This is a genomic window from Asaia astilbis JCM 15831 (genome assembly GCF_000613845.1).
In the GTDB taxonomy this organism is placed as follows: Bacteria; Pseudomonadota; Alphaproteobacteria; order Acetobacterales; family Acetobacteraceae; genus Asaia; species Asaia astilbis.
On record NZ_BAJT01000005.1, the window covers coordinates 71,061 to 97,486 of the forward strand.

Below are 26,426 nucleotides of genomic sequence, written 5' to 3' on the forward strand. Positions count from 1 at the left end.
GATGTCACCTGAACGGGTCTATCTCGTAACCGACGCCGATCAGGCACAGACCGTCTGGCGGGGCTGTTGGCCCCGCCAGACGGCGGTCGCACGAATCGAGAACAGCGCGTAGTTTGGAGACGGGCCATTGCCCGCTTCCAACGAGCTGAAGCGATCCAGCAAGATTACGCACCTGATGATGCAGGAAGGACCGGGCCTCGACCTCAATATGGATATGCTGCCCATCACGCGTGACATCGAGGCAATCGAGCGTGCGGATCGGGCTGTTTGCCTGACAGGCCGACGCACGGAACGATGAGAAGTCGTGCCGTCCAAGCAAGGTCTGAGCAGATTCATGCATGGCCGTCGTATCGAGCGGTCGCCGGACATGCCAGACAAGATTGCAGTCCAGAACAGCCCGGGTCGGTCGATTCAGGATCGTATAGCGGTAGCGGCGTGAAATTGCCGAGAAACGGGCATGCCAGCCTTCTTTGGCCTCGGCAGCCTCAAGAACCGCGACGCGGTGGGGTTTGAGGTGGTAGCTGATCCCGTCTCGTACCTGCCGGGCATCAAGGCGTTCCTGCTCGGGTAGATCGAGCTGAACAACCATCGCTGAGGCGTGCACTCCCGCATCGGTGCGACCGGCGGTTGCGCTCATGACAGGGGCGTCGCCGACGAGGCGTGACGCCGCCTCCTCAAGAAGCTCCTGCACCGAGAGTCCGTTATTCTGTCTCTGCCAGCCGACGAGCCCTGTGCCATCATATTCGATCTTGAGCGCCCAGCGACGATAGCCGGCCGCCGGTCCATCATGACCCAAGGCTCACCCCTTTTGATACTGGTGTGCCCCTGAGAAAGTCTGAGGCCGCCATCATGCTTTGCCCGGTCGCTGAAGCGTCAGGATCTGCAATGCGTTATTGCCGCAGGCAATTGTGAGGGCGTCGTCGAGCGTGGTGCCCGGCGTTGCGGTGTGAGCCTGGGCCACAACCCGGGCCTTGCCGATCTTGAGGACAATCCCGTCCTGTGTCGTGAAGGCACCGGGCCAGGGTGTCAGCCCCCTGATCTGTCGGTCGATGATTTCTGCTGACTTGCTCCAGTCGATCCGGCCGGTTTCCCGCGTTAGACGCTCGGCATAGGTGACGCCCTGTTCCGATTGCTGCACGGGCTTGAAAGGGTGACGAAGCGTTTTGATCAGAAGGTCGGCTCCGAGCGCGCAGAGCCGGTCGTGCAGGCTCGACGCAGTTTCGGTCTCAGTCAGATCGACGGAGGCTTCGGCCAGAACGTCCCCGGTGTCGAGCCCGGCATCCATCTGCATGATCGCAACCCCGCTGCGCGCATCGCCTGCAAGGATGGCCGACTGGATCGGCGAGGCACCGCGCCAGCGCGGCAAAAGGCTGGCATGGATGTTCAGACAGCCGCGTGAAGGGGCATCGAGCATGCGCTGAGGCAGGATCAGCCCATAGGCGACGACGATTCCGAGATCGGCATCTAACGACTCGAAAAACGCCTGCTCTTCCTCGTTGTTCCGGATACGCAGCGGCGTTCGAACGGGGATCCCCCGGCGCTCGGCGGCATTCTGAACGGGAGAGGGACGCAAGGCCTTGCCACGCCCGGCGGGGCGAGGCGGCTGGGTATAGACCTGTACGATCTCATGCCCCTCAGCGAGAAGGGCTTCGAAAACCGGAACGGCGAAATCCGGCGTTCCCATGAAGATCAGACGCATGGATTCAGCGCCCTTTCTGTTCCTTGGCGAGACGACGCATGATCATATTGCGCTTGAGCTTGGAGAGATGGTCGACAAACAAGATGCCGTCGAGATGGTCGATCTCGTGTTGCAGGCAGGTAGCCAGCAGATCGTCCGCTTCGATTTCCTCGATCGCGCCTTCCAGCGTGCGGTAGCGCATGCGCACGCTGAGCGGGCGGATGACTTCGGCATACTGGTTGGGCAAAGAGAGGCAGCCTTCTTCGCGTGCGGCAAGCTGCTCGGACTCTTCGATGATCTCCGGGTTGATCAGCACCATCGGATGACGCTCGCCCTCATCGGCAACATCTACGAGGGCAAATCTCAGGCCGAGACCGATCTGGGGCGCAGCGAGACCGATGCCGGGCGCTTTGTACATCGCCGAGAACATGCCGGGCAGATGCGATTTGACCAGCGCCATGTCGTCGGGTGTCACCTCACGGGCGACAGCGCGCAAGACCGGCTGAGGAGCAACCAGAATAGGAGTGGGAGCGATGGACTCGATGTCCGAAAGAAAAGGAAGCGTCGTCATGATGCTGGGGATGTAACGACTCGTTGTCTGGAAAACCAGTTCTAAACCGGGCGATGTGATCAAAGATCATGGCCTGAGGATGAGTCTCTGGCTTGCGCCCGGGCGCGAACATCACCATATGCGAAAGACGATCCAGTGCCGCTTTCAGGGCTCGATCGCATCAACGTCTCGCTCATGGAGGAGGCTGCATGTCAGGCCGTCTATTTACATCGCCGATGTTTCTCGGCTTCGATCACCTTGAGCAGATGCTCGAACGCGCTTCCAAGACGGCGTCGGATGGGTATCCTCCCTATAATATTGAGCAGCTCAATCAGACGACGCTGCGTATCACGCTGGCCGTCGCCGGTTTCGTGATGGATGATCTTCACATCACGCAGGAAGACAATCAGCTCGTGATTCGCGGCCGCCAGACTGACGACAGTCAGGGACGGGTATTCCTGCATCGCGGTATTGCAGCGAGACAATTCCAGAAAGCCTTCGTCCTGGCCGAGAATATCGAGATAGGGGAGGCTTGGCTCGATAACGGCCTTTTGCATATCGATCTTTTGCGTCCGCAGCCTGAAGTCCGGGTCAAGCGCATCGAGATCAGTGCGGGTCGTCGGGAACACCCCGTGTCGCGAGCGACGCATATCGAGATGCCCAAGCCCCGGCGTAGCCGTGCAATCCGCGATCTGGATGACGAATAGGCAACAAAGCCGAAGCGACGAGAAACAAATCTATCGGGCGCTCACGAGACCCGATAGAGAAAAGAGACAAGGACCGCTCAGGCCGGTCGGCGCCCGCACTGCACTGACCTGACAGGAAGAAACGAGTATGACCAAGACCCTTCGCAACGAAGAAACAGGTAGCCTTCAGGTGGCAGTGTCGGACCTCCGGCACATGACGCATCAGGATCTCAAGGAATTCGGCATGAGCCGTGTCGCCTATGTCAAAGCCGTGGTCTATGAGGGCGAATCAGCATTTGCCATTCATGCCGCCGATGGCACGCCGATGGCGCTGGCTGAAGACCGCTCGAGCGCCTTCGAGGCGATTGTCGATCATGAGATGGTCCCGGCCTGGGTGCATTGAGATGACGCAGTCTCAGACAGATATTCAGCGCTATGCCGAGGAAACTCGCCTGAGCGGTGCTGTGCGTCATGGAAATACGCTTTACCTTGCCGGTCAGATTGCCGACGACACGTCTCTCGATACAGAGGGGCAGACGGCAGATATCCTGCGCCAGATCGACGCTCTTCTCGTCGAGGCAGGTACGGACAAGACGAAGCTGCTTTCGGTTCAGGTCTTTCTGACCGATATCACCGAAATCGACGCCATGAACAGGGCATGGGATGCGTGGCTCGATCAGGGCCACAAGCCGGCACGAGCCACTGTAGAGGCGCGCCTTGTCGATCCGGAATGGTCGGTCGAGATCACGGCAATCGCCGCCATCTGATCGATCGATATTTCACGAAGCGCTCTCCTGAGTGCTTCGTGTTATCAGCTGGCGAGCTGTGTTCTGAGCTTCTGATCCCGCCGCCGCTGTGCCGATCCTGCGATACCGAGTGCTTCCCGATATTTGGCGACAGTTCTGCGCTGGATCGCGACACCGCTTTTTTGAAGATGCTGCGTGATCGTATCGTCGGACAGGATCGCGTCAGGACTTTCCTGATTGAGCAAAGCCTTGATCCTGGCCTTGATGGCGTCCGCGCTGTTCAGCTCGCCTTCGCCATTCCCCAGACCTGTCGAGAAAAACCGTCGTAAAGGGAGGTTTCCCCGATCGGTACCGATCATTCGAGAGGCGGTGACCCGACTGACCGTGCTTTCGTGCAGGCCTGTTGCTGCAGCAATCTGGGCAAGTGTCAGGGGACGCAGGGCGGTAACGCCTTCACTCAGGAACCGGGCCTGATGTTCCGCTACTTTCTGACAGATCAGGATCAGGGAGCGCGCCCGCTGCTCGACCGCACGGAGCAGGGCAACGGCTTCCTGATGCTTTTCCTGAGCATAGCGTCGCGCATCGGGTCGGTCTGACAGGAGACGACGGTAAAGGGTCTCGTCGATGTCGAGGCTGGGCCAGGTTGCCGGGTTCAATGAAACCACCGGCCCATCGGCACCAATCCTGATGAAAAGATCCGGTTCCTGAGGCAGGGGCTGCACGTCGAGGTCCGCACCGGGTCTGGGGTTGCACTGCCTGAGCTCCCTGAGCAGATCGGCGTAATCGCTCTCATCCAGACCGCAGGCCTTGCGAAGCTTTTCATGATCGCCGCGTGCCAGCCAGTCCAGATGGTTCAGGAGGCACGCGACAGCCGGGTCGAACCGATTGCGGGCGCGGAACTGGGCGGCCAGACATTCCGAAAGAGACAGGGCAAAGCAGCCGATCGGCTCAAAAAGAAGCATTGCGCCGCGGATTGTCTCGATGTGAGCGTGGCTGACGCTCAGGGTGTCAGCGATCTGACCGATCGAGCTGTCGAGGCGTCCGGACTCATCAAGAGCGTCGAGCAGGGCCAGAGCAATGGCGCGATCAGCTTGGCTCGTGAAATGGAGGCGGATCTGCTCGAGAAAGACATCGAGCCGGCTGGGCAAGGGAGCAGCAGGGTCGTGCTGGCTATCGTCGTCGCTGGCATGAGCGTTGGTGCGGGGAGGTGGGTCGTCCTCCCAGTCTTCGGCGCTTGTGCCGAAATCCTCAGGATCGATATCCCGAGTCAGATCATTGTCTCTGAGATCCGAGGCGTGGGAGGCGCTATCGTTGAGTCTGTCCTCTTGTCCCTCGGGTGGCCCGACGACCAGAAGAGGATTGGAGTCGGCCAGTAACGTTAGCTCAGAGAGAAGCTCCTGATTGGAGAGCTGCAACAGGCCGATAGCCTGCTGCAGTGCGCCCGTCATGACGAGTCCGGCACTCTGGCGCGTCTGAAGCGCGAGGCGCGCCATCAGGACTCAGAGGGAGAAATTTTCTCCCAGATAGACGCGGCGGACGTCTTCATTGGCAACGATCTCCTCGGGGACGCCTTCCATCAGCACCTGACCGGAATGCATGATATAGGCGCGGTCGATGACCTCAAGGGTTTCGCGCACGTTATGATCGGTAATCAGCACGCCGATGCCGCGGTCCTTCAGGTGAGACACCAGATCACGGATTTCCCCCACGGCAATCGGGTCGATACCTGCCAGGGGTTCATCGAGAAGCACATAGTTCGGCTGGCTCGCCAGTGCGCGGGCGATTTCAAGTCGACGGCGTTCGCCGCCTGAAAGCGCGAGTGAGGGCGAGTGGCGCAGATGGGAGATTCCGAACTCCGCCAGCAGGCCATCGAGCATGGTCTGACGGCGGTCGTAATCGGGCTCGACCACCTCGAGGGCTGCCAGAATGTTCTGCTCGACGTTTAGTCCGCGAAAAATACTGGCTTCCTGAGGGAGATACCCGATGCCCAGACGCGCCCGGCGATACATCGGCAGCTGGGTGATATCGGCACCGTCGAGCGTGATCGTCCCCGTATCGGCTGAACCAGCCCAACGATCATGTAAAAGCTCGTTGTCTTGCCTGCGCCGTTCGGCCCCAGCAGGCCGACAGCTTCGCCACGCTGGACCTGAAGCGAGACGTTCTTCACCACCTGGCGTTTCTTGTAGCTCTTGCCGATACCGTGGGCGATCAGCCCCGTCTCTGCCTGTGCGTCTTCGATGGCGTCGCGCAGGATGACGGTCTCGTTATCGCTCATGGATGCTTGTCTCCGGGCTTGCTGCTTGAGGCTTCATTGGGGATGACCATACCCTCGACACGTTGTCCCGGTGCCGGGTTCATGATCGCAACGCCCGTTTTCATATTCACGATGGCCGAGGCGCCATTATTCTGGTTCTGTCCGCTTGTGACATGCACATGCCCGATCAGACGCGCCATCTGGGTATCGAACACATAGACGCCGCGATCGCCGGTTGCGGTCTCGTTGGGGGTCCGAAGCATGACATGACCCCAGGCATAGGCCCGGTCGAGCTTGGACGACCGCTGGGCCGTACCATCGCTGCCAGCAGCGCCTGCTGCGGGTTTGCTCGGGGCCGGTGTTGCATTGTCAGGCTTGCTGAACGCCACCAGCACATCGCCCTTGATGCGCTTGCCATCATTGGTCGTCACAGTGGCGTCGCCGCGTCCGACCGACATGCGTGTGTTGGCATGGTATTCCATCACGTCTCTTGCAGTCAGGACATCCTGCGGCGTCGTCAGCTTGAGAGCCTTGCCTGTCATGACCAGAACAGCCTGATCGATATCGTAGAGCGCCTTGTCACCCCAGGCCTGATCGGTGCTGGTATAGATATGGACGTGGCCGATGGCCTCCATGCGATAGAGCTCCATCGAGCCCCCCATGGCGCCTTCGTCACTGTCGCTCTTCTGACCATCTGCCTTCTGATCGCTCGGCGGCGGAGGGGGAGCATTGGGATCTGGGGCCTTCTTGCGCAGAAAACCAATGAGCTGATCGGCATCGATGGTCACATCGCCCCGAACGGCGCGTGCCCGATCGACGAAGGTGACTGTCTGCGCATCATGATCGTAGGTCTGAGGGCCAGCCGAGCTGATATTGACCTGCTCGCCATGCGACATGTCCAGCGACTGAGCCAGAGCCTGTGCGCCAGAAAGCCCCAGAAACGAGGCTCCGGGGAGGGGAAGCCCCATGAGCAGAGAGCTTAAGGTCAGGGCAGGAAGGAGGCGGCGCATCATGGGGCCTTGTGTGCGGGTGAAGTAAGGGCAGGCATGGCATCCTGACGGTCATCATTGCGGATGACGCGTTGCGGTCCGACAAATTGCAGCAAATTGGCGTGTTGGTCGATAAAGTAGCCTTGAGCGTCGAGGATGCCAAATGGTCCCTCAGCATGCACCCAGTCATTCGACGCAATGACACTGCGATGCAGATCGAGATCGGCGGTCAATCCGTTGAGGAGTGTGCCGTCATCGCGATAGAGCACCACATGATCGGTCAGGTTGAGCGTCTGTTCATGCTGCATGTACACGCCCTTGTCTGCCTTGATTTCGGCCCAGCCACCGCCGGCCATATGCGTGTCGGCAACCGGATCGACCAGATCTATGCGATCCGGCCCGTTCTGATGCGCGATACGGGCCGTGATCATGTAGGGCCGGTCATGGGCATCAAGGCCGCGATAAATCGCGCCTTCCAGATTTCCGCTTTCGACGCGCATCTGGGCCATTTCCTGCATCACGGCCCGGTTGGCGCTGAGCCAGCGCGCAATTTCGGGCCAGACGGCAATCGATCCGAGCAGTAGGGCGGCTGTCAAAGGGAGCGCCCATTTGGCGGTATCGAGCAGACGACGGCGTGAGGCGAGATCGACCGAGGTCGGGATCGCGCGCTGACGATTCTGGCCTTGCTCGCGCATGGCCTCGCGCAGGGCGGCAAGCTTGGCTGCGTCGCGAGAGAAATCTTCGCGCCGAGGGATCTTGCGTTCTTCCGGGGGAGTGTTCTGCGTCATGCGATCCCCGTGCGAAGCAGATCATGAAGGCGCACGATGCCGACGGGGCGTCGGTCGTCATCGAGAATGAAGAGACTGTTGATCGCCTTGCGTCGGGCCGTCATCAGATGGATTACCTCCTGAGCGAGAACATCTCTTTTCGTCGTGATCGGGTCATGGTTCATGATTTCGCCAGCGGTCGCGGTATCGAGGTGACGCGTCAGGGCCGGACGGAGATCGCCGTCACTGACGAGGCCGATCAGAGCCCCGCTTTCATCGACGATCCCGATGCAGCCGAAAGCCTTGCGTGTCATTTCGATAATGACATTGGAGAGCGTCATGTCGGCTTTGCCAAGCGGCAACGCCTCGCCCTCATGCATAAGCTTCCAGACGGGCTTGAGCAGAGACCCCAGCTTGCCACCGGATGAAAGGCACCGAAATCATCGGCGGTGAAGCCCCGGCGCTCCAGAAGGGCGAGGGCCAGAGCGTCTCCCAGAGCGAGCTGCATGATGGTGCTTGTGGTGGGGGCAAGTCCCATCGGGCAGGCTTCGCGCGCGCGCGGCAGACACAGCACGACGCGGCTGGCGCGCGCCAGCGTGGAGTCCGGCGACGAGGTCACCCCGATGACGGGAAGGGCGTGACGTGCTGCATGTTCGAGCAAGGCCGCCAGTTCGCTCGTTTCGCCCGATTGAGAGAGCAGTAGAACGATATCCTGAGAGTCGATCATGCCCAGATCGCCATGCGCGGCTTCGGCAGGATGAACGAAAAATGCCGGTGTTCCTGTCGAGGCGAGGGTCGCCTGGATCTTTCTGCCGATGTGACCGGATTTGCCGATCCCTGAGACCACAACGCGTCCCTTGACCTGCGCGATCAGGGAGACGGCTTGAATAAAGGCGTTCCCCAGCGCTTCGGGCGCCTGCAAAGCGCTCTGGACGGCGACCAGTCCTGCAATTTCAGCAGCAAGCGTGGCGTGTGCGCTCTCAAGGGCCTGAGAAGGGCCGTCTGAAGGGGCATTTTGGGTCTGAGAGCCGGTAGGGAAAAGCTCGGTCATGCGTTCTCTTCCCGCTTTGCTGGTCTGAGGTCAATCATCCTTTCTCCACGTGTTGCGGCCTTATTGTGGCGCGACACCAAAGTAAGGGGGTGACAAGCGGGTCCAATCACGCGGCGCTGAGTGCCCTCAGGCGCGGTGCGAGAAGATATCGGGCTCTTCATAACCGAGGATGTCGAGGCGGCACCGTGCTGACAGGAAGTCATAGCAGGATTGTGCCAGCTCACGACGCCCTTCACGGATCAGAAGAGCCTCGAGCTTCTCCCAAAGGGCGTGCAGATGGAGCACGTCAGATGCCGCATAGCTGAGCTGTTCGGGGCTCAGCTTTTCAGCGCCCCAGTCCGAGCTCTGTTGCTGTTTGGCAAGATCGACACCAAGAAGCTCACGGCACAGATGGGCCAGTCCATGGCGGTCGGTGAAGGTCCGGACAAGGCGTGCTGCGATCTTGGTGCAGATCACATTCGACACGGTAATACCCAGCGCATGCTGGAGAAGGGCCACGTCGAACCGTGCAAAATGCATCAGCTTGACGACGTCCTTATCGGCGAGGAGGGCTTTGAGGTTCGGGCAGTCCTCATAGCGACCACCGAGCGATTTTGGACGGATCTGGACAAGATGCGCTTCGCCGTCGCCCGCAGAGAGCTGTACGAGGCAAAGACGGTCGCGGTGGGGATTGAGGCCCATGGCTTCGGTATCGACAGCAACGACAGGACCAGATCGAAATCATCGGGGAGGTCTCCATCGTGGAGATGGATGGATGCGCTCGGTGCTGCCATGATGCGTAAACCCAGGGGCTAGAAAAAACGGAAGCCGACGATTTCTCGTCGGCTTTTCCGTTTTTCGTATGGTGCCCAGAAGAAGACTCGAACTTCCACGTCCTTGCGGACACAGGTACCTGAAACCTGCGCGTCTACCAATTCCGCCATCTGGGCTCAGAGGCTGTCCGGGATACTTTTTTTGGCATCCCGTTCGGTGAAGAGGCGTTTAGCGGTGTGGATCGGAGGCGTCAACACCCCTCTGAAGAAAAAGAGGATATTTTGTATGGATCGCTCTGTCGTGACCGTTTTTGGCGGAAACGGATTCATTGGACGGGCTCTGGTGCGTCAGTTGGTATCGGACGGTCATCGTGTCCGAGTGGCCTCGCGTTCACCTCGAAAAGCCGCGCCGCTTGTCGCCTCTGCCCCACCGGAAACGATCATGCCTGTTTATGCCAGCGTGACGGATGGCGTTTCGGTTCGCGCTGCGTTGAGCGGCGCGTCGGCTGCGATCAATCTCGTGTCGATCCTGACCGAGAAGGGAGACGCCACGTTTCAGCAGTTGAATGCCGAGGCGCCCGGAATGGTGGCCCGTCTCGCCCGGGAGGAAAATGTCGGGCAGTTCGTTCAGGTTTCGGCCATTGGGGCCGCGCAGGATGCCCCTTCAGTTTATGGAAGAAGCAAGGCTGAGGGCGAACGGCGCGTTCATGACGCCTTTCCAGACGCAACCATCCTGCGGCCAAGTGTCGTTTTTGGGCCAGGCGACAGTTTCCTGACGCTTTTCGGGCTCATGGCGAGGGCTCTGCCGCTCTTGCCTGTCTATTATCCCGGCACCTTCCTTCAGCCGGTCTATGTCGAGGATGTTGCGAGAGCCGCGCGACTCTGTCTGGTTGGAGAGGGGGAAAGCTCAGCCCGGGGGCGTTCGGGTATTTATGAGCTCGGTGGGCCGGATCGTCTGACGATGGCGGAGATCATGGCTTTCGTGGCGAAGGCCGTTGGGCGGACGCCACGTCTTTTATCTGTCCCCAATGGTCTCGCTCAAATTCAGGCGCATGTCCTGGAGAACCTGCCTGGCAAATTGCTGACACGAGACCAGCTCGCCATGCTGTCGCAAGACAATATCGTGAAAGCCGGGGCGTCGACGCTCGAAACGCTGGGAGTCGTGCCTCAGAGTGTCTATGATCGGGCGCCCGAATATCTCAGCCAAATCAGGGTGTTGAGAACTCTTCTCAACTAAATGGTCCGATTCGGACCTATTATTCACGTCTAATCTCTTTTTTTAATATAAAAACATCAAGAAGGTCACGAATGGGTCAGTAAAGATGACTTATCCGGTGTTTCTTGATGTCTTACCTCTGCGCCATGTCTTTGAGGGGCACGTATCGTGCCTGCTCGCCCATCGGGAGAATGTGACGTGGCCGAACGTATGCTGCAGTTTGTCTCAGTGCCGCAGGAGATGCCTGAAAAGCGCGCGGCCGCGGAACGACGCGAGGATTTCGGAGAGATCTACCGCGCTTTTGCGGTCGATCACGCCGAGCAGCAGGCGAGTCGCTGTTCGCAATGCGGTGTGCCGTTCTGCTCCGTCCATTGCCCGCTGGGCAACAACATCCCGGACTGGTTGAAGCTCACTGCTGAAAACCGGCTGGAAGAGGCGTACCGACTGTCCGCGGCGACCAATACCTTTCCCGAAATCTGCGGCCGGATCTGCCCGCAGGATCGCCTGTGCGAAGGCAATTGCGTCATCCAGAAGGATTTCGAGAGCGTCACGATCGGGGCGGTCGAGAAATTCATTACCGAAACCGCCTTCGAAGAAGGATGGGTCAAGCCGCGTCAGCCTTTGAAGGAACGGTCGCAGAGCGTCGGTATCGTCGGGGCCGGTCCTGCGGGTCTGGCAGCTGCCGAGTGGCTGCGCGCTCTTGGCTATCAGGTCCATGTCTATGACCGTCATGACCGCATCGGTGGGTTGATGGTCTATGGCATTCCGAGCTTCAAGCTCGAGAAGCATGTCATTGCGCGTCGCCACGACCTTCTCAAGTCACAGGGGATCGTTTTTCACCTCTCCACGCCCATCGGCGGGGGCGCGGGCGAAACCTCGTTCGAAAGCTGCGTGAGAAGCACGACGCGGTGTTTCTGGGCACGGGCGTCTATCGCTCGCGTGAGGTTTCCGTGCCGGGCAGCGGTCTGGGTGGTGTGGTTCAGGCGCTCGACTTTCTTACCGCTTCCAACCGCCGTGGTTACGATGAAACACCGGGCGACGATGCCGTGCTTCATGCCAGAGGCAAGCATGTCGTCGTGATCGGTGGCGGCGATACCGCCATGGATTGCGTGCGGACCTCGATCCGTCAGGGGGCCGAGAAGGTGACCTGCCTGTATCGCCGCGATCGCGCCAACATGCCCGGCTCGGTTCAGGAAGTGAAAAACGCCGAGGAAGAAGGCGTCGAGTTCGCCTGGCTTGCCGCCTCCGAGGCCTTTCTGGGCGATGGCACTATCTCGGGCGTGCGCGCTCACAAGATGCGCCTGAGCTGCCTGATGCGTCTGGCCGTCAATCGGTCGAAGCGATGCCCGATAGCAGCTTCGTCATCCAGGCCGATCTCGTGATCAAGGCGCTGGGCTTCGACCCGGAAGACCTGCCCGGAGACTGGAAGGCGCCAGAGCTGGCCGTCACCAAATGGGGCACCCTGAAAGTCACACCGGGTCGCTTCGAGACGAGTGTGCCGGGCGTGTTTGCAGGTGGTGATATCGTGCGTGGAGCCTCACTGGTGGTCTGGGCCATCCGGGACGGGCGTGAAGCCGCTGCGGAAATGCATCAATTCCTCTCCGCAAAAGAAAACGAGACAGCAGAACAGGCCGCACGACTGGTGGCGGCGGAGTAAGGGCCATGACCGAGAAGAGCTTTATCCAGTCCTATCAGGACAATGTTCGTGCCCTCGAAGGCCTTTACGATCCGACCATGGAGCGCGACGCCTGCGGTGTCGGCCTTGTCGCCGCCCTCGATGGCAAGCGCCGTCGTGACGTGGTCCTCGCCGGAATCGCCGCCCTTCGTGCCTTGTGGCATCGCGGCGCGGTCGATGCTGACGGCAAGACCGGCGATGGCGCCGGTATCCATATTGAGATCCCTCAGGATTTCTTTGCCGAGGCCATCCACAGCGCGGGTGACGATCACATCGAGGGTCGCATCGCGGTCGGATGATCTTTCTGCCCAAGACCGATCTGGCTGCGCAGGAAGCAGGGCGCGCAATCATCGAGAGCGAAATTCTCGATTTCGGTTATGGCATCTATGGCTGGCGTCAGGTCCCGATCGATACGGCCTGTATAGGCGAGAAGGCCAATGCCACCCGCCCCGAAATCGAACAGATCATGGTGCGCAACCGCCTCAATCGTTCCGAGGCCGATTTCGAGCGCGATCTCTATGTGATCCGTCGTCGTATCGAAAAGGCCGCTGCTGCCGCGCAGGTCGATCTTTACGTCTGCTCGCTGTCCTGCCGGTCACTCATCTATAAGGGCATGTTCCTCGCCGAGAATCTGACGGATTTCTATCCCGATCTTCTCGATGAGCGTTTTGTCTCCCGGTTCGCCATCTATCATCAGCGCTATTCGACCAATACCTTCCCGACCTGGAAGCTGGCGCAGCCCTTCCGTCGTCTGGCGCATAACGGCGAAATCAATACGCTCTCAGGCAACGTCAACTGGATGCGCAGCCACGAGACCCGTCTCGCGGATGCCGAACTCGACCCCTACATGCATGATCTGAAGCCGGTCGTTCAGGCGGCCGGCTCGGACACGGCCATGTTCGATAACGTCTTCGAGCTGCTGACCCATGCAGGGCGTGACGCCCCGATGGCCAAGACGTTGATGGTGCCTGCAAGCCCCGGTGGCAGCGCGGCCATGACCGACAAGCATCGTGCGCTTTTCTCTTATTGCAATGCGGTCATGGAGCCCTGGGATGGCCCTGCCGCCATCTGCGCCACCGATGGTCGCTGGGTTGTAGCCGGTCTCGATCGTGCGGGTCTGCGCCCGCTGCGCTACACCATCACCCAGGACGATCTGCTGATTGTTGGCTCGGAAGCCGGTATGGTGCGCGTGCAGGACGCCAATACACGCATGAAGGGGCGCCTCGGGCCAGGGGAGACACTTGGCCTCGATCTGCAGGAAGCCAAGCTCTACGCGCCGCAGGAATTGCTCGACCTACTGGCCGAACGTCAGGATTTCACCTCCTGGACGAAGAATATCCGCAATATCAGCTCGGTCGTGCGCGGTGACGTTGCGGAACCTGTGCTGTTTACAGCCGATCAGCTTCGTCATCGTCAGCTGGCCATGAGCCTGACCCATGAGGAAATGGAGACCATTCTTCATCCCATGGTCGAGACCTCGGCCGAGGCAATCGGCTCGATGGGAGACGATGCGCCGCTTCAGGTTCTGTCGAGCACCTATCGCGGTCTGGCCCATTATTTCCGTCAGGGTTTCAGTCAGGTCACGAACCCGCCGATCGACTCCCTGCGCGAGATGAGCGTGATGAGTTTGGTCACGCGTCTGGGTAATCTGGGCAATATTCTCGACCAGTCCCCCGAGCAATGCGATCTGCTGCAACTGCCGAGCCCGGTTCTCACGACAGGTGAGTTCGAGGCGCTTCGCAATTTCTGCGGCAAGGACGGGGCGACAGTCGATTGCACGTTCCGGGCAGCCGATGGCGAGGCCGGACTGCGCGATGCGATCGCGCGCATCCGCCGTGAGGCAGAAGATTATGTGCGGGGCGGATGCACCCATCTCTTCCTGTCCGATGAGGGGCAGGACGAGGAGCGCGTCGCGATCCCGATGATTCTCGCGACAGCGGCGGTGCATATCCATCTCGTGCGCCAGTCTCTGCGTACTTTCACCTCGCTCAATGTGCGTTCGTCCGATGTCATGGACGTACATGGCATGGCGGTGACCGTTGGCGTCGGCGCGACGACCGTTAACCCGTATCTGGCGCAGGAATGCATTGCCGATCGTCTGCAACGCGGTCTGTTCGGTGACATTTCCCTCCGTGAGGCCGTGGAGCGGTATCGCAAGGCCCTCGACAAGGGTCTGCTCAAGATCATGTCGAAATCGGGCATCTCGATCGTTTCTGCCTATCGTGGTGGCTATAATTTCGAGGCGATCGGCCTGTCGCGTGCACTGGTTGCCGAGTTCTTCCCCGGTATGCCGTCCCGTATCTCGGGCATCGGTCTGCCCGGTCTGGCCCGCAATGCGCTGAAGGCTCATGAAGCGGCCTATGCCGGTGGCGTGGACGCGCTGCAGATCGGTGGTCTCTACAAGCTGCGCCGCAAGGGCGAGGTGCATGCGTTCAGCGGTCAGCTGATCCACATGCTCCAGACCGCTGTTTCGACCGACAGCTTCTCGCTGTTCAAGCGTTACGCCGATGCCGTGCGCCGTCAGCCCCCGACGGCGCTGCGTGATCTGCTCGATTTCCGCCGCGTGCGTGAACCGATTTCGGTCGAGGATGTCGAGAGCATCACGACCATTCGCCGCCGCCTCGTGGCGCCGGGTATTTCACTGGGTGCGCTCAGCCCTGAGGCGCATGAGACACTCGCCATCGCCATGAACCGTATCGGCGCGAAGTCTGATTCCGGTGAGGGTGGTGAAGACGCCTCGCGCTTTACCCCGCGTGCGAATGGCGACAATGCCAGCTCGAAGATCAAGCAGGTGGCGTCGGGTCGTTTTGGCGTGACGGCAGAATATCTCAATAATTGCAGCGAGATCGAGATCAAGGTCGCGCAGGGCGCCAAGCCGGGCGAGGGCGGGCAGCTTCCGGGCTTCAAGGTCACAGAGCTGATCGGCAAGCTGCGCCATGCGACGCCGGGCGTCACGCTGATCTCGCCTCCGCCGCATCATGACATCTATTCGATCGAGGATCTGGCTCAGCTCATCTACGATCTGAAGCAGATCAACGCTGAGGCAACCGTGACGGTAAAGCTGGTGGCCCGCACGGGCATTGGCACTATCGCTGCGGGTGTGGCCAAGGCCAAGGCCGACGCGATCATGATCTCCGGTCATTGCGGCGGTACGGGTGCCAGCCCGCAATCCTCGATCAAATACGCAGGTCTGCCCTGGGAGATGGGGCTGACCGAGGCCAATCAGGTGCTGACGCTCAACCGTCTGCGCCATCGGGTGACCCTGCGTACGGATGGCGGTCTCAAGACCGGCCGTGACGTCGTGATGGCCGCCATGCTAGGTGCCGAGGAATTCGGCATCGGGACGGCGGCTCTCGTGGCCATGGGCTGCATCATGGTGCGCCAGTGTCACTCCAACACATGCCCGGTCGGTGTCTGCGTTCAGGACGACGCCCTGCGTGCGAAATTCGAGGGAACGCCGGAAAAGGTCATCAACCTCTTCTCCTTTATCGCAGAAGACGTGCGTAACATTCTGGCTGAACTCGGCTTCCGCAGCATGGAAGAGATCATCGGACGCACGGATCTTTTGCGTCAGGTATCGCGCGGCGCCGATTATCTGGACGATCTGGATCTCAACTCGCTGCTGGTTCAGGCCGATCCGGGTCCCGATGCGCGTTATTGCACCCGCAAGGGACGCAACGAGGTGCCGGAGACGCTCGACGCGCAGGTCATTGCGGATGCCACGCCACTTTTCGATCATCGTGAGAAGCTGCATCTGCACTACACCGTGCAGAACACCCATCGCGCCATCGGGACACGCGTGTCGTCGCTGATTACACGCAAATTCGGGATGAAGACCCTGCCGGAAGGGCATCTGACCCTGCGTCTGCGCGGGTCCGCTGGCCAGTCACTGGGCGCCTTCGCCGTGCAGGGGCTTAAGCTCGACGTGGTGGGTGATGCCAATGACTATGTCGGCAAAGGGCTTTCAGGCGGCACCATTGTCGTTCGTCCGTCTCCGACAGCGCCGTGGCGGTCTGAGGAGAACGCGATTATCGGCAATACCGTGCTTTATGGCGCGACGGCGGGAACGCTCTTCGCTGCCGGTCAGGCGGGTGAGCGCTTCGCTGTTCGCAACTCAGGCGCGACGGCTGTGGTCGAAGGTTGTGGCTCGAACGGGTGCGAATACATGACCGGTGGAACGGTCGTGATCCTCGGTCAGATCGGCGATAATTTCGGGGCCGGGTTTACGGGAGGCATGGCCTTCGTGCTCGACAAGAACCAGGGCTTCGAGGCGCGGGTGAACCCCGAGACGCTGCTCTGGGCTCGGGTCGAGGCAGGCAGTGTGTGGGAAGAGACCCTTCGTGGTCTTGTCCAGCGCCACGCGGATGAAACCGGCAGCGCTTACGCGTCAGAGCTGCTGCACCGCTGGGACCGCGTCCTGCCGCATTTCTGGCAAGTCGTTCCACGCGATTATGCCCGTATCATCGGGTATGAGCTGCCCGGCAGCCAGCAGGCGCTCTCTGCCTGAGTGGTCGGGTGAAGACGGTAAGTGCGAAAAAGGGCTCGGTATCTCACGATACCGGGCCCTTTTTAGTTGGAGTGAGGCTATTCCGGGGCGGCCATCGCGCCATAGCGCAGGGGCGTGGCTCCGGCTTCCCGATGTGGCAGGGGATGATGGCGCTCGATGAAGGCTTCCTGCTCCAGCCTCTCGCAATAATCCAGATAGCGGATCATGGCGCGTTCGGCGCGCGGGGTGGCACCGTGCACTCTCTTGTAGTGACGCCAGAGCATCAGCGCATTGACCGACCAGGCGTCATAAACGTGCTCGGCCAGACGGTGACGGATCGCTTTGGGGAGCGCGTCGAATGCGGCCCAGGGATCGCCCTCATGACGACGCCAGAGATCCTTGCGACAGGTGCCATCATTATCGACAGCGACGGGGCTCAGGGAGAGTCGGGAAGTAGTCATATTGTTATGTTATAACATCACTTTTCTGCTGTCTATCTCTCATGACCACAACAGGTTAGCCTGTGCCAAATAGCAGACCGCGAAAGGTGCAGCATGAGCGCAGCAGAGCAGGACAAGGTTTTCGATCAGGTCGGGTCGGCGTTCTTGCCGTTCCACGATGTCGAGGCCGCACTCGCTCGCATCGAAGCTCTCTACGATGAAGGCGTGACGCGTCTGAGGGAGGCGTTTTCCGAGCGCAGGCCTGCCGAGTCATTCTATCCTTACCTCGCCTTTCCGCTGCAGCGCGGCGGTATTCCCCATGACGTCAAGCCGCGTTTCGGTGTTCTGCTTGAACCCGGATTTTATGGCACCACGCTGACGCGCCCGATTTTGTTTCGCAGCTATTGGCGCGCCCAGATCGAGAATCTGATCGAGTGCTATCGTCAGCCTGTCTATGTGGGTCTCTCGAAACGCCCCATGCCGCTTCCCTATGTCATGGAGGAGTCCGTCACGGGGCTGACCGAGGCCGATCTCAGGCGGTTGCAGGATAATTATGCGCTGCCGGACCTGCACGCGACGGACGACACGATTGCCAATTGCGACATCATCCCCGACCCGGAAGCACCTCGGGCTCTCGCGTTATTCACGGCAGAACGCACGGATTATTCTCTGGCCCGCTTGCATCATTATGCGGGCACGTCACCGCGCCATTTCCAGCGGTTCATTCTGCTGACCAATTACCAGCGTTATGTCGATGGGTTCCGTGATTATGCCCGCGCGCAGATCGATGCGGGGGGCGAGTATGACAGTTTTGTCGAGCCCGGCGACGCGGTCTATTCAAGGGCCGGGCAGGAGGGGCAACCCGCGACCTCCTTGCCGCAGATGCCTGCCTATCATCTGTGCCGGAAAGACGGTGACGGAATCACGCTGATCAATATTGGCGTCGGCCCGTCCAATGCGAAGACGATCACGGATCATCTGGCCGTACTGCGTCCCCATTGCTGGTTGATGGTCGGCCATTGCGCCGGGCTGCGTCGGACGCAATTGCTGGGCGATTATGTCCTCGCCCATGGCTATGTGCGTGATGACCACGTTCTGGACGATGATCTGCGACATGGGTGCCTGTGCCACCGATTGCCGAGGTGCAGGTTGCGTTGCAGCAGGCCATGCAGCGCGTCACGGGTCTGGAAGACCGCGACATCAAGACGCGCCTGCGGACTGGTACGGTCATGACCACCGATAACCGCAACTGGGAGTTGCGGTTGCGCGCCCTTTTTACCCAGATAAATATGAGCCGATCGATTGCTGTGGACATGGAATCGGCGACAATTGCCGCAAACGGGTTTCGCTTCCGCGTGCCCTACGGCACGTTGCTCTGTGTCTCCGATAAGCCACTTCATGGTGAGCTCAAGCTGCGTGGCATGGCGAACGCCTTTTATCGCGAACGCGTCAGCCAGCATCTGATGGTCGGGATCGAGACCATGCGACTGCTGCGCGAACGCGGGGTCGATAGTCTGCATTCGCGCAAATTGCGCGGTTTCGATGAGCCCCCCTTCCGCTGAATGATGTTTACACGGACCAGAAGGGCGTGAGTCCTCTGGCCGTCAGGACGAGAATCCCCATTTAAGATGCGGGATTGCTTTTGAAGAACGATAAGGACTGAAGTTTATGGCCCATGCCGATAACGCCACGCTGCCGCGCTGGGATCTCTCGGATCTCTATGCAGGGCTCACCGACCCGGCGATTTCGCGTGATCTTGCAGCGTGCGAGGAAGAGGCACGGAATTTCGGCAAGAGGTGGAAAGGCGCACTCGGAGCCGCCAGCGGACCGGATCTGGCAGAAGCCATTGCCGAGTACGAGCGTATCGATCAGCGCATGGGTCGTCTTGGCGCCTTCGCACAGCTCAGCTTTGCTGCGCAGACAAGTGATCCTGAGACGGGGCGCTTTTCGCAGGGCATGACCGAACGCCTGACTGCGATTTCGTCCCATCTGTTGTTTTTCACGCTCGAGTTCAACCGTCTGGAGGAAGACGATCTTGCCCAGCGTCTGAGCACGCCTGAGCTGGCGCGCTGGACGCCCTTCCTGCGCGATCTGCGCGTCTGGCGCCCGTACCAGCTGACGGATGAGGTCGAGCAGGTTCTGGTCGAGAAATCCGTCACCGGACGGGCCTCCTGGAACCGCCTCTTCGACGAGACGATGGCCTCGCTCACGGTCGAACTAGAGGGTGAGACCCGTCCTCTCGGCGATGCTCTCAACCAGCTTTCCAGCCCCGACCGCGAGAAGCGCCGCATTGCCGCCGGGGAGGTGAGCCGCGTGCTAGGGGCCAATCAGCGCCTGCTCGTGCTCATCACAAACACGCTGGCCAAGGACAAGGCGATCGAAGATGGGCTGCGCGACTTCCCGCGTCCGACCTCCAGCCGCAACCGCGCGAATATGGTCGAAGACGAAGTCGTCGAGGCGCTGGTTTCTGCAGTCGATGCGGATTACGCGCGTCTGGCGCATCGCTATTACAGTCTCAAAGCCGGTTGGCTGGGGCTGGACAAGCTTCAGCATTGGGACCGCAATGCGCCGCTCCCCGGTGACGAAGATCGCCTGATCCCGTGGGACGATGCAAAGACGATCGTGCGCGATGCCTATACGCGTTTCGATCCGCGTCTGGGTGAGCTGGTCGGTCGTTTCATGGATAATGACTGGATCGATGTGCCGCCTGTTCCCGGCAAGTCGTCCGGCGCCTTCGCGCATCCGGTCACGCCCGATACGCATCCTTACGTGCTGCTCAATTATCATGGGCGTAGCCGCGACGTCATGACGCTGGCCCATGAGCTGGGTCATGGCGCGCATCAGCTTCTGGCCGCGCGTCAGGGCTATCTGCAATCATCGACGCCGCTGACCCTGGCTGAAACCGCGTCGGTCTTCGGTGAGATGCTGACCTTTCAGGCATTACTCGATGCGGAAGAAAATCCAGCACGGCGCCGGCGTATGCTGGCCGGCAAGGTCGAGGACATGCTGAACACGGTCGTGCGTCAGATCGCGTTCTATCAGTTCGAGACCAAGGTTCATGATGAGCGTCGGAATGGCGAACTGTCTCCTGAACGTCTGGGCGAAATTTGGCGTGAGGTTCAGCTCCGCAGCCTTGGCCCGGCATTCGAGTTCAGCCCGGATTACGATATCTACTGGTCCTACGTGCCGCATTTTGTGCACGCACCGTTTTACGTTTACGCCTATGCGTTCGGTGACTGTCTGGTGAATGCGCTTTATGGCGTCTATCAGAGCGAAGCGAACGGGCAGGGCGGAACAGCCGCGTTTCAGGATCGTTATCTAGCGATGCTGGAAGCAGGTGGGACCAAACGCCATGCCGAGCTTCTGGCACCTTTCGGACTTGATGCCACCGACCCGGGCTTCTGGCGCAAGGGGCTGGACGTGATTTCAGGTTTCATCGACGAGCTCGAAGCTCAGGAAAAACAGGATAAAAGCGTTTAAGCGATGAGCACCCCTAAAGATCTGGACCAGACCGGCCTTTTTGGCGAAATCAGACGCATGGCGCGGGCTTCCAGCACCGTCGGCGGCATTGCAACCCGTGTGATTGGCAACAAGCTCGGCATCAAATCCAATCAGGCGATCCATGCCAATGATCTGCGTGCGGCTCTGGGGGGCTTGAAAGGCCCACTCATGAAGGGCGCGCAGATCCTGTCGACCATCCCCGGCGCCTTGCCCGAGGAATATGCCACTCAGCTTGCCGAGCTGCAGGCCAATGCGCCACCCATGGCATGGAGTTTCGTGCGACGCCGCATGACGACCGAGCTGGGGGCGAATTGGGAGCGTCAGTTCCGCTCTTTCTCTCACCAAGCCGTTGCGGCGGCCAGTCTGGGGCAGGTGCATCGTGCGGTGACGGCAGACGGGCAGGATGTCGCCTGCAAGCTGCAATATCCCGATATGAATGCTGCTGTTGAGTCCGATCTGCGCCAGTTTCGCGTTGTTGTCGGGCTGGTCCAGCAATTCCTGCCCGCCATCAAGCAGGACGAGGTGGTGCGCGAGCTTGAGGAACGGCTGCGCGAAGAGCTGGATTACGAGCGCGAAGCGTCACATACGCGGCTTTATCGGGACATGCTCCAGCATATTCCCGAAGTCACCGTACCCATGCCGGTTGAAGCGCTCTCGACCCGCCGCCTGCTGACCATGGAATGGGTCGCCGGGCGGGGCATTCAGAAAATTCTGGATACCAATCCGAGCCAGGAAGAGCGCAACGCCATTGCAACCGCGCTCTTCAAATCCTGGTACACGCCTGTCTATCGTTACGGTATCATCCATGGTGATCCGCATATGGGCAATGTTACGGTTCGACCGGATTGGGGCATCAACCTGCTCGATTTCGGGGCGATCCGTATTTTCCCGCCGCATTTTATCAAGCATTATCGACCTCTTCAATGCGCTGAAGAACGACGATGAAGAGATGGCACATGCGGCCTACGAGGCGTGGGGCTTCCACGGCATTTCGCGCGAAACGGCTGCCGTCCTTAATGAGTGGGCTAAATTCATCTACGGACCGCTCATGGATGATCGCGAACGCTTCATTCAGGATAATGATGATCCGAATTTCGGGCGCGACATTGCCGAGAAGGTCTATGAAGGTCTCAAGCGTACGGGCGGTGTGCGTCCGTCACGCGAATTCGTTCTGGTGGATCGCTCGGCGATCGGTCTCGGCAGTGTGTTCCTTCGTCTCAAGGCCAAGCTCAACTGGCACCGCCTGTTTCAGGAACTGATTGCCGATTTCGATGAGGTTGCTCTCGCCGAGCGTCAGGAAACAGCTCTGGCCGCCGCACGTGTTCCGCCTCCGCTCGCCTGATTTCGATTAGGTGGAGGCTCCGCGCCCCAGTCTCGGAGGGCGCGGATTTTTGGGGTCACGACACGGTCGTAGTGACTCGATTATTGTCTGGTCTTCACCGACATGAGCAACGGCTTTGCCGGTCGGAGCGTGATTTCCATCTTGCCCGGCGGTGTCACGCGCAGCTCAGGCGTCAGGGTGAGTTCTTTGAGCGTCATGGCCAGCACAAGGAGCGCCTCGGTTTCGGCAAAGCGGGCACCGATGCACACCCGCGGTCCCGCCCCGAAAGGCATATAGGCGTAGCGATCGTCCTGCGGACGGTCTTTGCCTTCCTGAGGAAGGAAACGTGCCGGGTCGAAGACCTCCGGGGCGTCCCATAGCGCACGGTGCCGGTGCAGAGCGTAGATCGGCACGACGAGGCGCGTTCCTTTTTCCAGCGTCACCGAATCGAGTGTGAAGGCCTCCTTGACTTCGCGAATAATGATCGGTGCTGGAGGCGTCAGACGCATGGATTCTCTGAGCACATTTCGGGTCAGCTCGAGTTTGTCGAGCTGTTCCATACCAGGGGCATCATCGGTCAGAGTGCTGTCGATCTCCTGCTGGACAGCACGCAGGATTTCCGGGTGACGACCCAGCCGATCGAAGGTCCAGGCGAGTGCAAGAGCCGTCGTCTCGTGTCCGGCCGTCAGAAAGGTCAGAAGATTATCGACGATCTCCGAATCATGCATCTGCCGTCCGGTCTCGGGATCCCGCGCCGATAAAAGCCGAGCAAGGAGATCGTCCGGTGCGTCAGCCGGATGTGAGTCGAGCAGTTTCCGGCGCATTCCGATCTGGGTCAGGGCTTCGGCACGCAGGGCTTGCGCTGCGGCACGACCGCGCGCTTTTCCGGGATGGGGCAACCATTCGGGCGTTCCAAGCAGATCGCCCAGAAGGCTCCATCGGGTCTGATGCAAAAAGACACCCAGCCGCGTGCCATGGCGTCAGCATCGACGGCATCGGGTGCCGAGAGCATGGTCTCGATGATGATGCGCCCCGTCAGTCGCATCATGACGTCGTCGATAGCGACAATGCCTCCTTCAGCGGCGAGAGATGCGACGCAGTGAGCCGTCGCGCGTGTCATGGCAGGAAGAAAGGCGCCGATACCGCTGGCACGGAAGACCGGAGCCAGGGCCTGTCGCTGCCAGCGCCAATGCGCGCCCTCAGCCGTCAGCAGACCCTCACCCAGACCGGGGCCGATGGCGCGCCGGAGCCTTCGCCCTTGTCGAGTTTACTGCTTTGCGTGACCAGCGCCTCACGGATGAGATCGGGGGCACAGACATAGACGATGTGCTGCCGCGCCAGATGCCGCTCAACCAGGCGGTCGTGGAACACGGCTTCGGGAAGGGCATCGACCGGGTTGCGCAACGTGGCGTGCACGGCCTGAAACTGGGCGGGGAGGGTGGCAATCCGGCTGAGCAGGGCTGACATCTCGGGTAATCTCCGATATCTAAGGCTTACACCTTAGACCATATAAGGTGAACACCTTAAAAGGCGAGCGCAAACATGGCCCGAACCGACTCAACGAGATCACGAATTCTTGAGGAGGCGCGCGGCTTCGCCAATGAGGTCGGGTTCGACCGTCTGACCACGCGTGAACTGGCGGAACGCTGCGGGATCAATGAAGGTAATCTCTATTACTACTTCAAGACGAAAGCGCAGTTGATCGAGGCGTTGTTTACCCGGTTTGTCGAGGAGGCACGTGCGCTCTTCTCAGCGCTGCCACCGGAGGAGGCCCCCACAAGACGGGTCGAGCTGGTGGGGAGTGTGGCCCAAGGCGTCGCGTTGCTGCGCGATTGGTGCGGTCTGAGCTGGCGTTATCGCGCGCTTTTACGCGATGGAAATGCCTTGTTCCGCCTTGCCCCGGCCTTGCAGTCGCAGGCGGTCACCCTCAACGCCGAGCTCGTCGAGCGCGTGACCCTGCTCTTGCAACGCATGAAGCGTATGAAAGCACTGTCGATCAGCGATGAAGAGATCCCGGCGCTGGTCGCCAATATCTTCATCGTGTCTACGCATTGGCTGGGCTATATTATCCATCAGACAGGGGAGAGCGATCCTGATGAAAGCCATCTCGCATGGGGCTTTCAGCAAATTCTCTCTCTGGTTGCGCCCTATCGGACCTGGCTCACGCGTTTGGTCATGAAAATACGGCCTGACGCATTCTCCTATCACGTCGTCAGATGAGACGAGCCTGATAATGAGGTCTGATAGGCCGGAGAACATGATGCTCGATATGGAGGAGAGAGGATGAGCGCGAGATCGGTCCCGAAGAGCCAGAGCCGCCAAGCCTGGTTTGCAGCCAAACGCTACGGCTATGGTGCGGGTATGCCGATTGCGTGGCAGGGCTGGATTGCGTTGTTCTCGCTTATGGCTGTCGTGAGCCTACCTTTTTACGCACTTGTCTTCCTGCCTGTGAGCCAACCCGGGCTCGTCATTTCAGCCCTGTGTGTTGTGGATCTGCTTGCGATCATCGCATTCGGCTGGATCTGTAGATCGCGCACCGAAGGGGGGTGGCGCTGGCGATGGGGTGATGAGGGGCGAGGCGAGCTCCGCAAGAAAGCGGAAAGCCCTGAAATCGCCCTGCTGCGTGTCAGACGTGCAGGCCGGGGGCTTCCTGCCCGGTTGCGGCGACATATTCGTGATATCCGCCCTCGTAGCGATGCAGCCCTTCGGGGGTGACTTCCAGAACGCGGTTCGATAGCGCGCCGAGAAAATGCCGGTCATGGGAGACGAAAAGCATCGTGCCTTCATAATTACCGAGAGCGCGGATCAGCATTTCCTTGGTGTCGATATCCAGATGGTTGGTCGGTTCGTCGAGTACGAGAAAATTCGGCGGATTATAGAGCATCACGGCCATGACGAGCCGAGCCTTTTCACCACCTGAAAGCACGCTCACATATTTATCGACGTCATCGCCAGAAAAGCCGAACCCGCCTGCAAGAGCGCGCAGGGAGCCTTGCGGTGCGAGCGGGAATTCGTGCTCGAGCGTTTCGAAAATCGTCCGACTGCCGTCGAGCAGATCCATGGCGTGCTGGGCAAAATAGCCCATTTTCACGCTCGCGCCGATGGTGACCGTACCCGTATCCGGCTCGCTCATCCCCGCGATCAGCTTGAGGAGGTCGATTTACCAGCACCGTTCACACCGAGAATACAGCAGCGTTCCTGACGGCGGATCTGGAGATCGAGCTCTTTATAAATCGTGCGTGAGCCATAGCTTTTGCTCACTTGCTTGAGGAGCGCCACGGAGTCACCTGAGCGTGGCGCAGGCGCGAATTCGAAAGAGAGGGTCTGGCGGCGGCGCGGCGGTTCGACGCGGTCGATCTTGTCGAGCTTCTTCACCCGGCTCTGAACCTGAGCCGCATGAGAGGCACGCGCCTTGAAGCGCTCGATGAACGCAATCTCCTTGGCCAGCATGGCCTGCTGGCGGTCGAACTGCGCCTGCTGCTGTTTTTCGTTCAGCGCGCGTTGCTGTTCGTAGATTCATAATCGCCTGAGAAGCTGGTCAGCGTGCCGCCATCGATCTCCAGAATCTTGTTGACGACGCGATTCATGAAGGCGCGATCATGCGAGGTCATGAGCAGCGCGCCGTCATAATTTTTGAGGAACTGCTCGAGCCAGATCAGGCTCTCGAGATCAAGATGGTTGCTCGGCTCATCGAGCAGCATGACGTCGGGTTGCATGAGCAGAATGCGCGCAAGCGCCACGCGCATTTTCCAGCCGCCCGACAGCAGCGCGACATCGCCCGACATCATCTCCTGCGAGAAGCCCAGACCATGCAGCACTTCGCGCGCCTTGCTATCGAGCCCGTAGCCTCCAAGCTCCTCGAACCGGGCCTGAACATCGCCGAAGCGCTCGAGAATGGCCTCCATCTGGTCCATCTTGTCGGGGTCGCAGAGATCGGCCTCAAGCTGAGCAAGCTCGGTGGCAATCACCGAGATTTCGCCAGCGCCATCCATGACTTCCGCGACGACCGAGCGGCCCGACATCTCGCCGACATCCTGACTGAAAAACCCGATGGTGATGCCACGATCCTGAAAGACCTGCCCCTCATCAGGGGTTTCCTGCTTCGTGATCAGGCGGAACAACGTCGTCTTTCCTGCGCCATTAGGGCCAACCAGACCGATCTTTTCGCCTTTCTGGAGGGCGGCGCTCGTCTCGATAAAGATAACGCGTTGGCCGTTCTGCTTGCTGATCGAATCAAGACGGATCATGGAACCTCTGGTACATCGGGGATGGAGGCGTAGATACGGGCTCGTTCCCGGTTAGGCAATTGTGATC

General features: G+C 60.0%; 18 protein-coding genes, 1 tRNA gene and 9 pseudogenes. 13 read left to right on the forward strand and 15 right to left on the reverse strand.

Annotation, left to right across the window (positions count from 1 at the left end; all coding sequences use genetic code 11):
* Positions 1 to 4 precede the first annotated feature (4 nt).
* From truA to def, 3 genes and pseudogenes are all read right to left on the reverse strand, one after another.
* Positions 5 to 796 (reverse strand): tRNA pseudouridine(38-40) synthase TruA, encoded by a 792-nt coding sequence (gene truA, locus JCM15831_RS05035; RefSeq protein WP_025823217.1) that lies wholly within the window; start codon positions 794 to 796, stop codon positions 5 to 7.
* Positions 786 to 1,699, reverse strand: a pseudogene (fmt, locus tag JCM15831_RS16750) (methionyl-tRNA formyltransferase). Before fmt ends, truA begins: the two are co-directional and overlap by 11 nt.
* 4 nt (positions 1,700 to 1,703) lie before the next feature.
* Positions 1,704 to 2,249 (reverse strand): peptide deformylase, encoded by a 546-nt coding sequence (gene def, locus JCM15831_RS05045; RefSeq protein ID WP_025823219.1) that lies wholly within the window; start codon positions 2,247 to 2,249, stop codon positions 1,704 to 1,706.
* A gap of 188 nt (positions 2,250 to 2,437) precedes the next feature.
* On the opposite strand from def, the gene JCM15831_RS05050 reads away from it, so the two are divergent.
* The 3 genes from JCM15831_RS05050 (at position 2,438) to JCM15831_RS05060 (ending at position 3,681) form a co-directional block, all read left to right on the forward strand.
* Positions 2,438 to 2,935, forward strand: a complete 498-nt coding sequence (locus JCM15831_RS05050; protein ID WP_025823221.1) for an Hsp20 family protein — start codon at positions 2,438 to 2,440, stop codon at positions 2,933 to 2,935.
* Positions 2,936 to 3,062: 127 nt separating this feature from the next.
* Positions 3,063 to 3,317, forward strand: coding sequence for a DUF1150 family protein (locus JCM15831_RS05055; RefSeq protein WP_025823223.1), 255 nt, complete (start codon positions 3,063 to 3,065; stop codon positions 3,315 to 3,317).
* 1 nt (position 3,318) lies between these two features.
* Positions 3,319 to 3,681, forward strand: coding sequence for a RidA family protein (locus JCM15831_RS05060; protein ID WP_051528321.1), 363 nt, complete (start codon positions 3,319 to 3,321; stop codon positions 3,679 to 3,681).
* A 44-nt stretch (positions 3,682 to 3,725) separates the two neighbouring features.
* Here JCM15831_RS05060 and rpoN read toward each other — a convergent pair whose 3' ends face one another.
* The 7 genes and pseudogenes from rpoN to JCM15831_RS05095 all read right to left on the reverse strand — a co-directional run bounded on the left by rpoN (position 3,726) and on the right by JCM15831_RS05095 (position 9,650).
* The gene (gene rpoN, locus JCM15831_RS05065) at positions 3,726 to 5,153 is read right to left on the reverse strand and encodes an RNA polymerase factor sigma-54 (protein ID WP_025823227.1); all 1,428 of its coding nucleotides are present in this window, start codon (positions 5,151 to 5,153) and stop codon (positions 3,726 to 3,728) included.
* A gap of 6 nt (positions 5,154 to 5,159) precedes the next feature.
* Positions 5,160 to 5,935, reverse strand: a pseudogene (gene lptB, locus JCM15831_RS16755) (LPS export ABC transporter ATP-binding protein).
* Entirely contained in the window at positions 5,932 to 6,924 is a 993-nt protein-coding gene (locus JCM15831_RS05075) for an LptA/OstA family protein (RefSeq protein WP_025823229.1), read from the reverse strand. The pseudogene lptB and the gene JCM15831_RS05075 overlap by 4 nt, the downstream one beginning before the upstream one ends.
* Complete coding sequence (gene lptC / locus JCM15831_RS05080; protein ID WP_025823230.1) at positions 6,924 to 7,691, reverse strand: LPS export ABC transporter periplasmic protein LptC; 768 nt, start codon at positions 7,689 to 7,691, stop codon at positions 6,924 to 6,926. The genes JCM15831_RS05075 and lptC overlap by 1 nt, the downstream gene beginning before the upstream one ends.
* Positions 7,688 to 8,721 (reverse strand): annotated as a pseudogene (locus JCM15831_RS16760) (KpsF/GutQ family sugar-phosphate isomerase). The gene lptC and the pseudogene JCM15831_RS16760 overlap by 4 nt, the downstream one beginning before the upstream one ends.
* Positions 8,722 to 8,847: 126 nt before the next feature.
* A pseudogene (locus tag JCM15831_RS16765) lies at positions 8,848 to 9,494 on the reverse strand (ribonuclease D).
* A gap of 69 nt (positions 9,495 to 9,563) precedes the next feature.
* Positions 9,564 to 9,650 (reverse strand) — tRNA-Leu (locus JCM15831_RS05095).
* Positions 9,651 to 9,759: 109 nt separating this feature from the next.
* On the opposite strand from JCM15831_RS05095, the gene JCM15831_RS05100 reads away from it, so the two are divergent.
* The 5 genes and pseudogenes from JCM15831_RS05100 to gltB all read left to right on the forward strand — a co-directional run bounded on the left by JCM15831_RS05100 (position 9,760) and on the right by gltB (position 16,871).
* A complete protein-coding gene (locus JCM15831_RS05100; protein ID WP_025823232.1) occupies positions 9,760 to 10,710 on the forward strand; it encodes a complex I NDUFA9 subunit family protein in 951 nt (316 codons plus the stop codon).
* Positions 10,711 to 10,929: 219 nt separating this feature from the next.
* Positions 10,930 to 11,625, forward strand: a pseudogene (locus JCM15831_RS22460) (NAD(P)-binding protein); the annotation flags it as partial.
* Positions 11,626 to 11,639: 14 nt separating this feature from the next.
* Entirely contained in the window at positions 11,640 to 12,071 is a 432-nt protein-coding gene (locus tag JCM15831_RS23270) for an FAD-dependent oxidoreductase (RefSeq protein ID WP_269530344.1), read from the forward strand.
* The gene (locus tag JCM15831_RS23275; RefSeq protein WP_269530345.1) at positions 12,032 to 12,346 is read left to right on the forward strand and encodes an FAD-dependent oxidoreductase; all 315 of its coding nucleotides are present in this window, start codon (positions 12,032 to 12,034) and stop codon (positions 12,344 to 12,346) included. Before JCM15831_RS23270 ends, JCM15831_RS23275 begins: the two co-directional genes overlap by 40 nt.
* Positions 12,347 to 12,351: 5 nt before the next feature.
* A pseudogene (gene gltB / locus JCM15831_RS16775) lies at positions 12,352 to 16,871 on the forward strand (glutamate synthase large subunit).
* Between the two features lie 77 nt (positions 16,872 to 16,948).
* Here the strand turns inward: gltB and JCM15831_RS05115 are convergent.
* Positions 16,949 to 17,311 carry a DUF6525 family protein gene (locus tag JCM15831_RS05115; RefSeq protein WP_025823234.1) on the reverse strand — a complete coding sequence of 121 codons (363 nt, stop codon included), beginning with the start codon at positions 17,309 to 17,311 and terminating at the stop codon, positions 16,949 to 16,951.
* Between the two features lie 93 nt (positions 17,312 to 17,404).
* On the opposite strand from JCM15831_RS05115, the pseudogene JCM15831_RS16780 reads away from it, so the two are divergent.
* The 3 genes and pseudogenes from JCM15831_RS16780 to JCM15831_RS16785 all read left to right on the forward strand — a co-directional run bounded on the left by JCM15831_RS16780 (position 17,405) and on the right by JCM15831_RS16785 (position 22,133).
* A pseudogene (locus JCM15831_RS16780) lies at positions 17,405 to 18,852 on the forward strand (AMP nucleosidase).
* 106 nt (positions 18,853 to 18,958) lie between these two features.
* Positions 18,959 to 20,770, forward strand: a complete 1,812-nt coding sequence (locus JCM15831_RS05125; protein WP_025823236.1) for a M3 family oligoendopeptidase — start codon at positions 18,959 to 18,961, stop codon at positions 20,768 to 20,770.
* Between the two features lie 3 nt (positions 20,771 to 20,773).
* Positions 20,774 to 22,133 (forward strand): annotated as a pseudogene (locus JCM15831_RS16785) (ABC1 kinase family protein).
* Between the two features lie 80 nt (positions 22,134 to 22,213).
* Here JCM15831_RS16785 and JCM15831_RS20015 read toward each other — a convergent pair.
* From JCM15831_RS20015 to JCM15831_RS20025, 3 genes are all read right to left on the reverse strand, one after another.
* The gene (locus JCM15831_RS20015; protein ID WP_198024248.1) at positions 22,214 to 23,011 is read right to left on the reverse strand and encodes a cytochrome P450; all 798 of its coding nucleotides are present in this window, start codon (positions 23,009 to 23,011) and stop codon (positions 22,214 to 22,216) included.
* Entirely contained in the window at positions 22,948 to 23,232 is a 285-nt protein-coding gene (locus tag JCM15831_RS21840; protein ID WP_051528324.1) for a hypothetical protein, read from the reverse strand. The genes JCM15831_RS20015 and JCM15831_RS21840 overlap by 64 nt, the downstream gene beginning before the upstream one ends.
* Before the next feature lie 86 nt (positions 23,233 to 23,318).
* The gene (locus JCM15831_RS20025; protein ID WP_051528325.1) at positions 23,319 to 23,579 is read right to left on the reverse strand and encodes a hypothetical protein; all 261 of its coding nucleotides are present in this window, start codon (positions 23,577 to 23,579) and stop codon (positions 23,319 to 23,321) included.
* A 75-nt stretch (positions 23,580 to 23,654) separates the two neighbouring features.
* On the opposite strand from JCM15831_RS20025, the gene JCM15831_RS05140 reads away from it, so the two are divergent.
* Positions 23,655 to 24,332 (forward strand): TetR/AcrR family transcriptional regulator, encoded by a 678-nt coding sequence (locus JCM15831_RS05140; protein ID WP_025823238.1) that lies wholly within the window; start codon positions 23,655 to 23,657, stop codon positions 24,330 to 24,332.
* A gap of 63 nt (positions 24,333 to 24,395) precedes the next feature.
* Complete coding sequence (locus JCM15831_RS21845) at positions 24,396 to 24,827, forward strand: hypothetical protein (RefSeq protein ID WP_025823239.1); 432 nt, start codon at positions 24,396 to 24,398, stop codon at positions 24,825 to 24,827.
* Here the strand turns inward: JCM15831_RS21845 and JCM15831_RS16795 are convergent.
* Positions 24,739 to 26,359 (reverse strand): annotated as a pseudogene (locus tag JCM15831_RS16795) (ABC-F family ATP-binding cassette domain-containing protein). The gene JCM15831_RS21845 and the pseudogene JCM15831_RS16795 overlap by 89 nt on opposite strands.
* Positions 26,360 to 26,426: the final 67 nt, after the last annotated feature.

Bases quoted from the DNA above. Each gene is read 5' to 3' on its own strand.
- def (WP_025823219.1), bottom strand. From the start codon at position 2,249: ATGACGACGCTTCCTTTTCTTTCGGACATCGAGTCCATCGCTCCCACT.
- JCM15831_RS05050 (WP_025823221.1), top strand. From the start codon at position 2,438: ATGTCAGGCCGTCTATTTACATCGCCGATGTTTCTCGGCTTCGATCAC.
- JCM15831_RS05055 (WP_025823223.1), top strand. From the start codon at position 3,063: ATGACCAAGACCCTTCGCAACGAAGAAACAGGTAGCCTTCAGGTGGCA.
- JCM15831_RS05060 (WP_051528321.1), top strand. From the start codon at position 3,319: ATGACGCAGTCTCAGACAGATATTCAGCGCTATGCCGAGGAAACTCGC.
- rpoN (WP_025823227.1), bottom strand. From the start codon at position 5,153: ATGGCGCGCCTCGCGCTTCAGACGCGCCAGAGTGCCGGACTCGTCATG.
- JCM15831_RS05075 (WP_025823229.1), bottom strand. From the start codon at position 6,924: ATGCGCCGCCTCCTTCCTGCCCTGACCTTAAGCTCTCTGCTCATGGGG.
- lptC (WP_025823230.1), bottom strand. From the start codon at position 7,691: ATGACGCAGAACACTCCCCCGGAAGAACGCAAGATCCCTCGGCGCGAA.
- JCM15831_RS05100 (WP_025823232.1), top strand. From the start codon at position 9,760: ATGGATCGCTCTGTCGTGACCGTTTTTGGCGGAAACGGATTCATTGGA.
- JCM15831_RS23275 (WP_269530345.1), top strand. From the start codon at position 12,032: ATGCCCGATAGCAGCTTCGTCATCCAGGCCGATCTCGTGATCAAGGCG.
- JCM15831_RS05115 (WP_025823234.1), bottom strand. From the start codon at position 17,311: ATGACTACTTCCCGACTCTCCCTGAGCCCCGTCGCTGTCGATAATGAT.
- JCM15831_RS05125 (WP_025823236.1), top strand. From the start codon at position 18,959: ATGGCCCATGCCGATAACGCCACGCTGCCGCGCTGGGATCTCTCGGAT.
- JCM15831_RS21840 (WP_051528324.1), bottom strand. From the start codon at position 23,232: ATGACACGCGCGACGGCTCACTGCGTCGCATCTCTCGCCGCTGAAGGA.
- JCM15831_RS20025 (WP_051528325.1), bottom strand. From the start codon at position 23,579: ATGTCAGCCCTGCTCAGCCGGATTGCCACCCTCCCCGCCCAGTTTCAG.
- JCM15831_RS05140 (WP_025823238.1), top strand. From the start codon at position 23,655: ATGGCCCGAACCGACTCAACGAGATCACGAATTCTTGAGGAGGCGCGC.
- JCM15831_RS21845 (WP_025823239.1), top strand. From the start codon at position 24,396: ATGAGCGCGAGATCGGTCCCGAAGAGCCAGAGCCGCCAAGCCTGGTTT.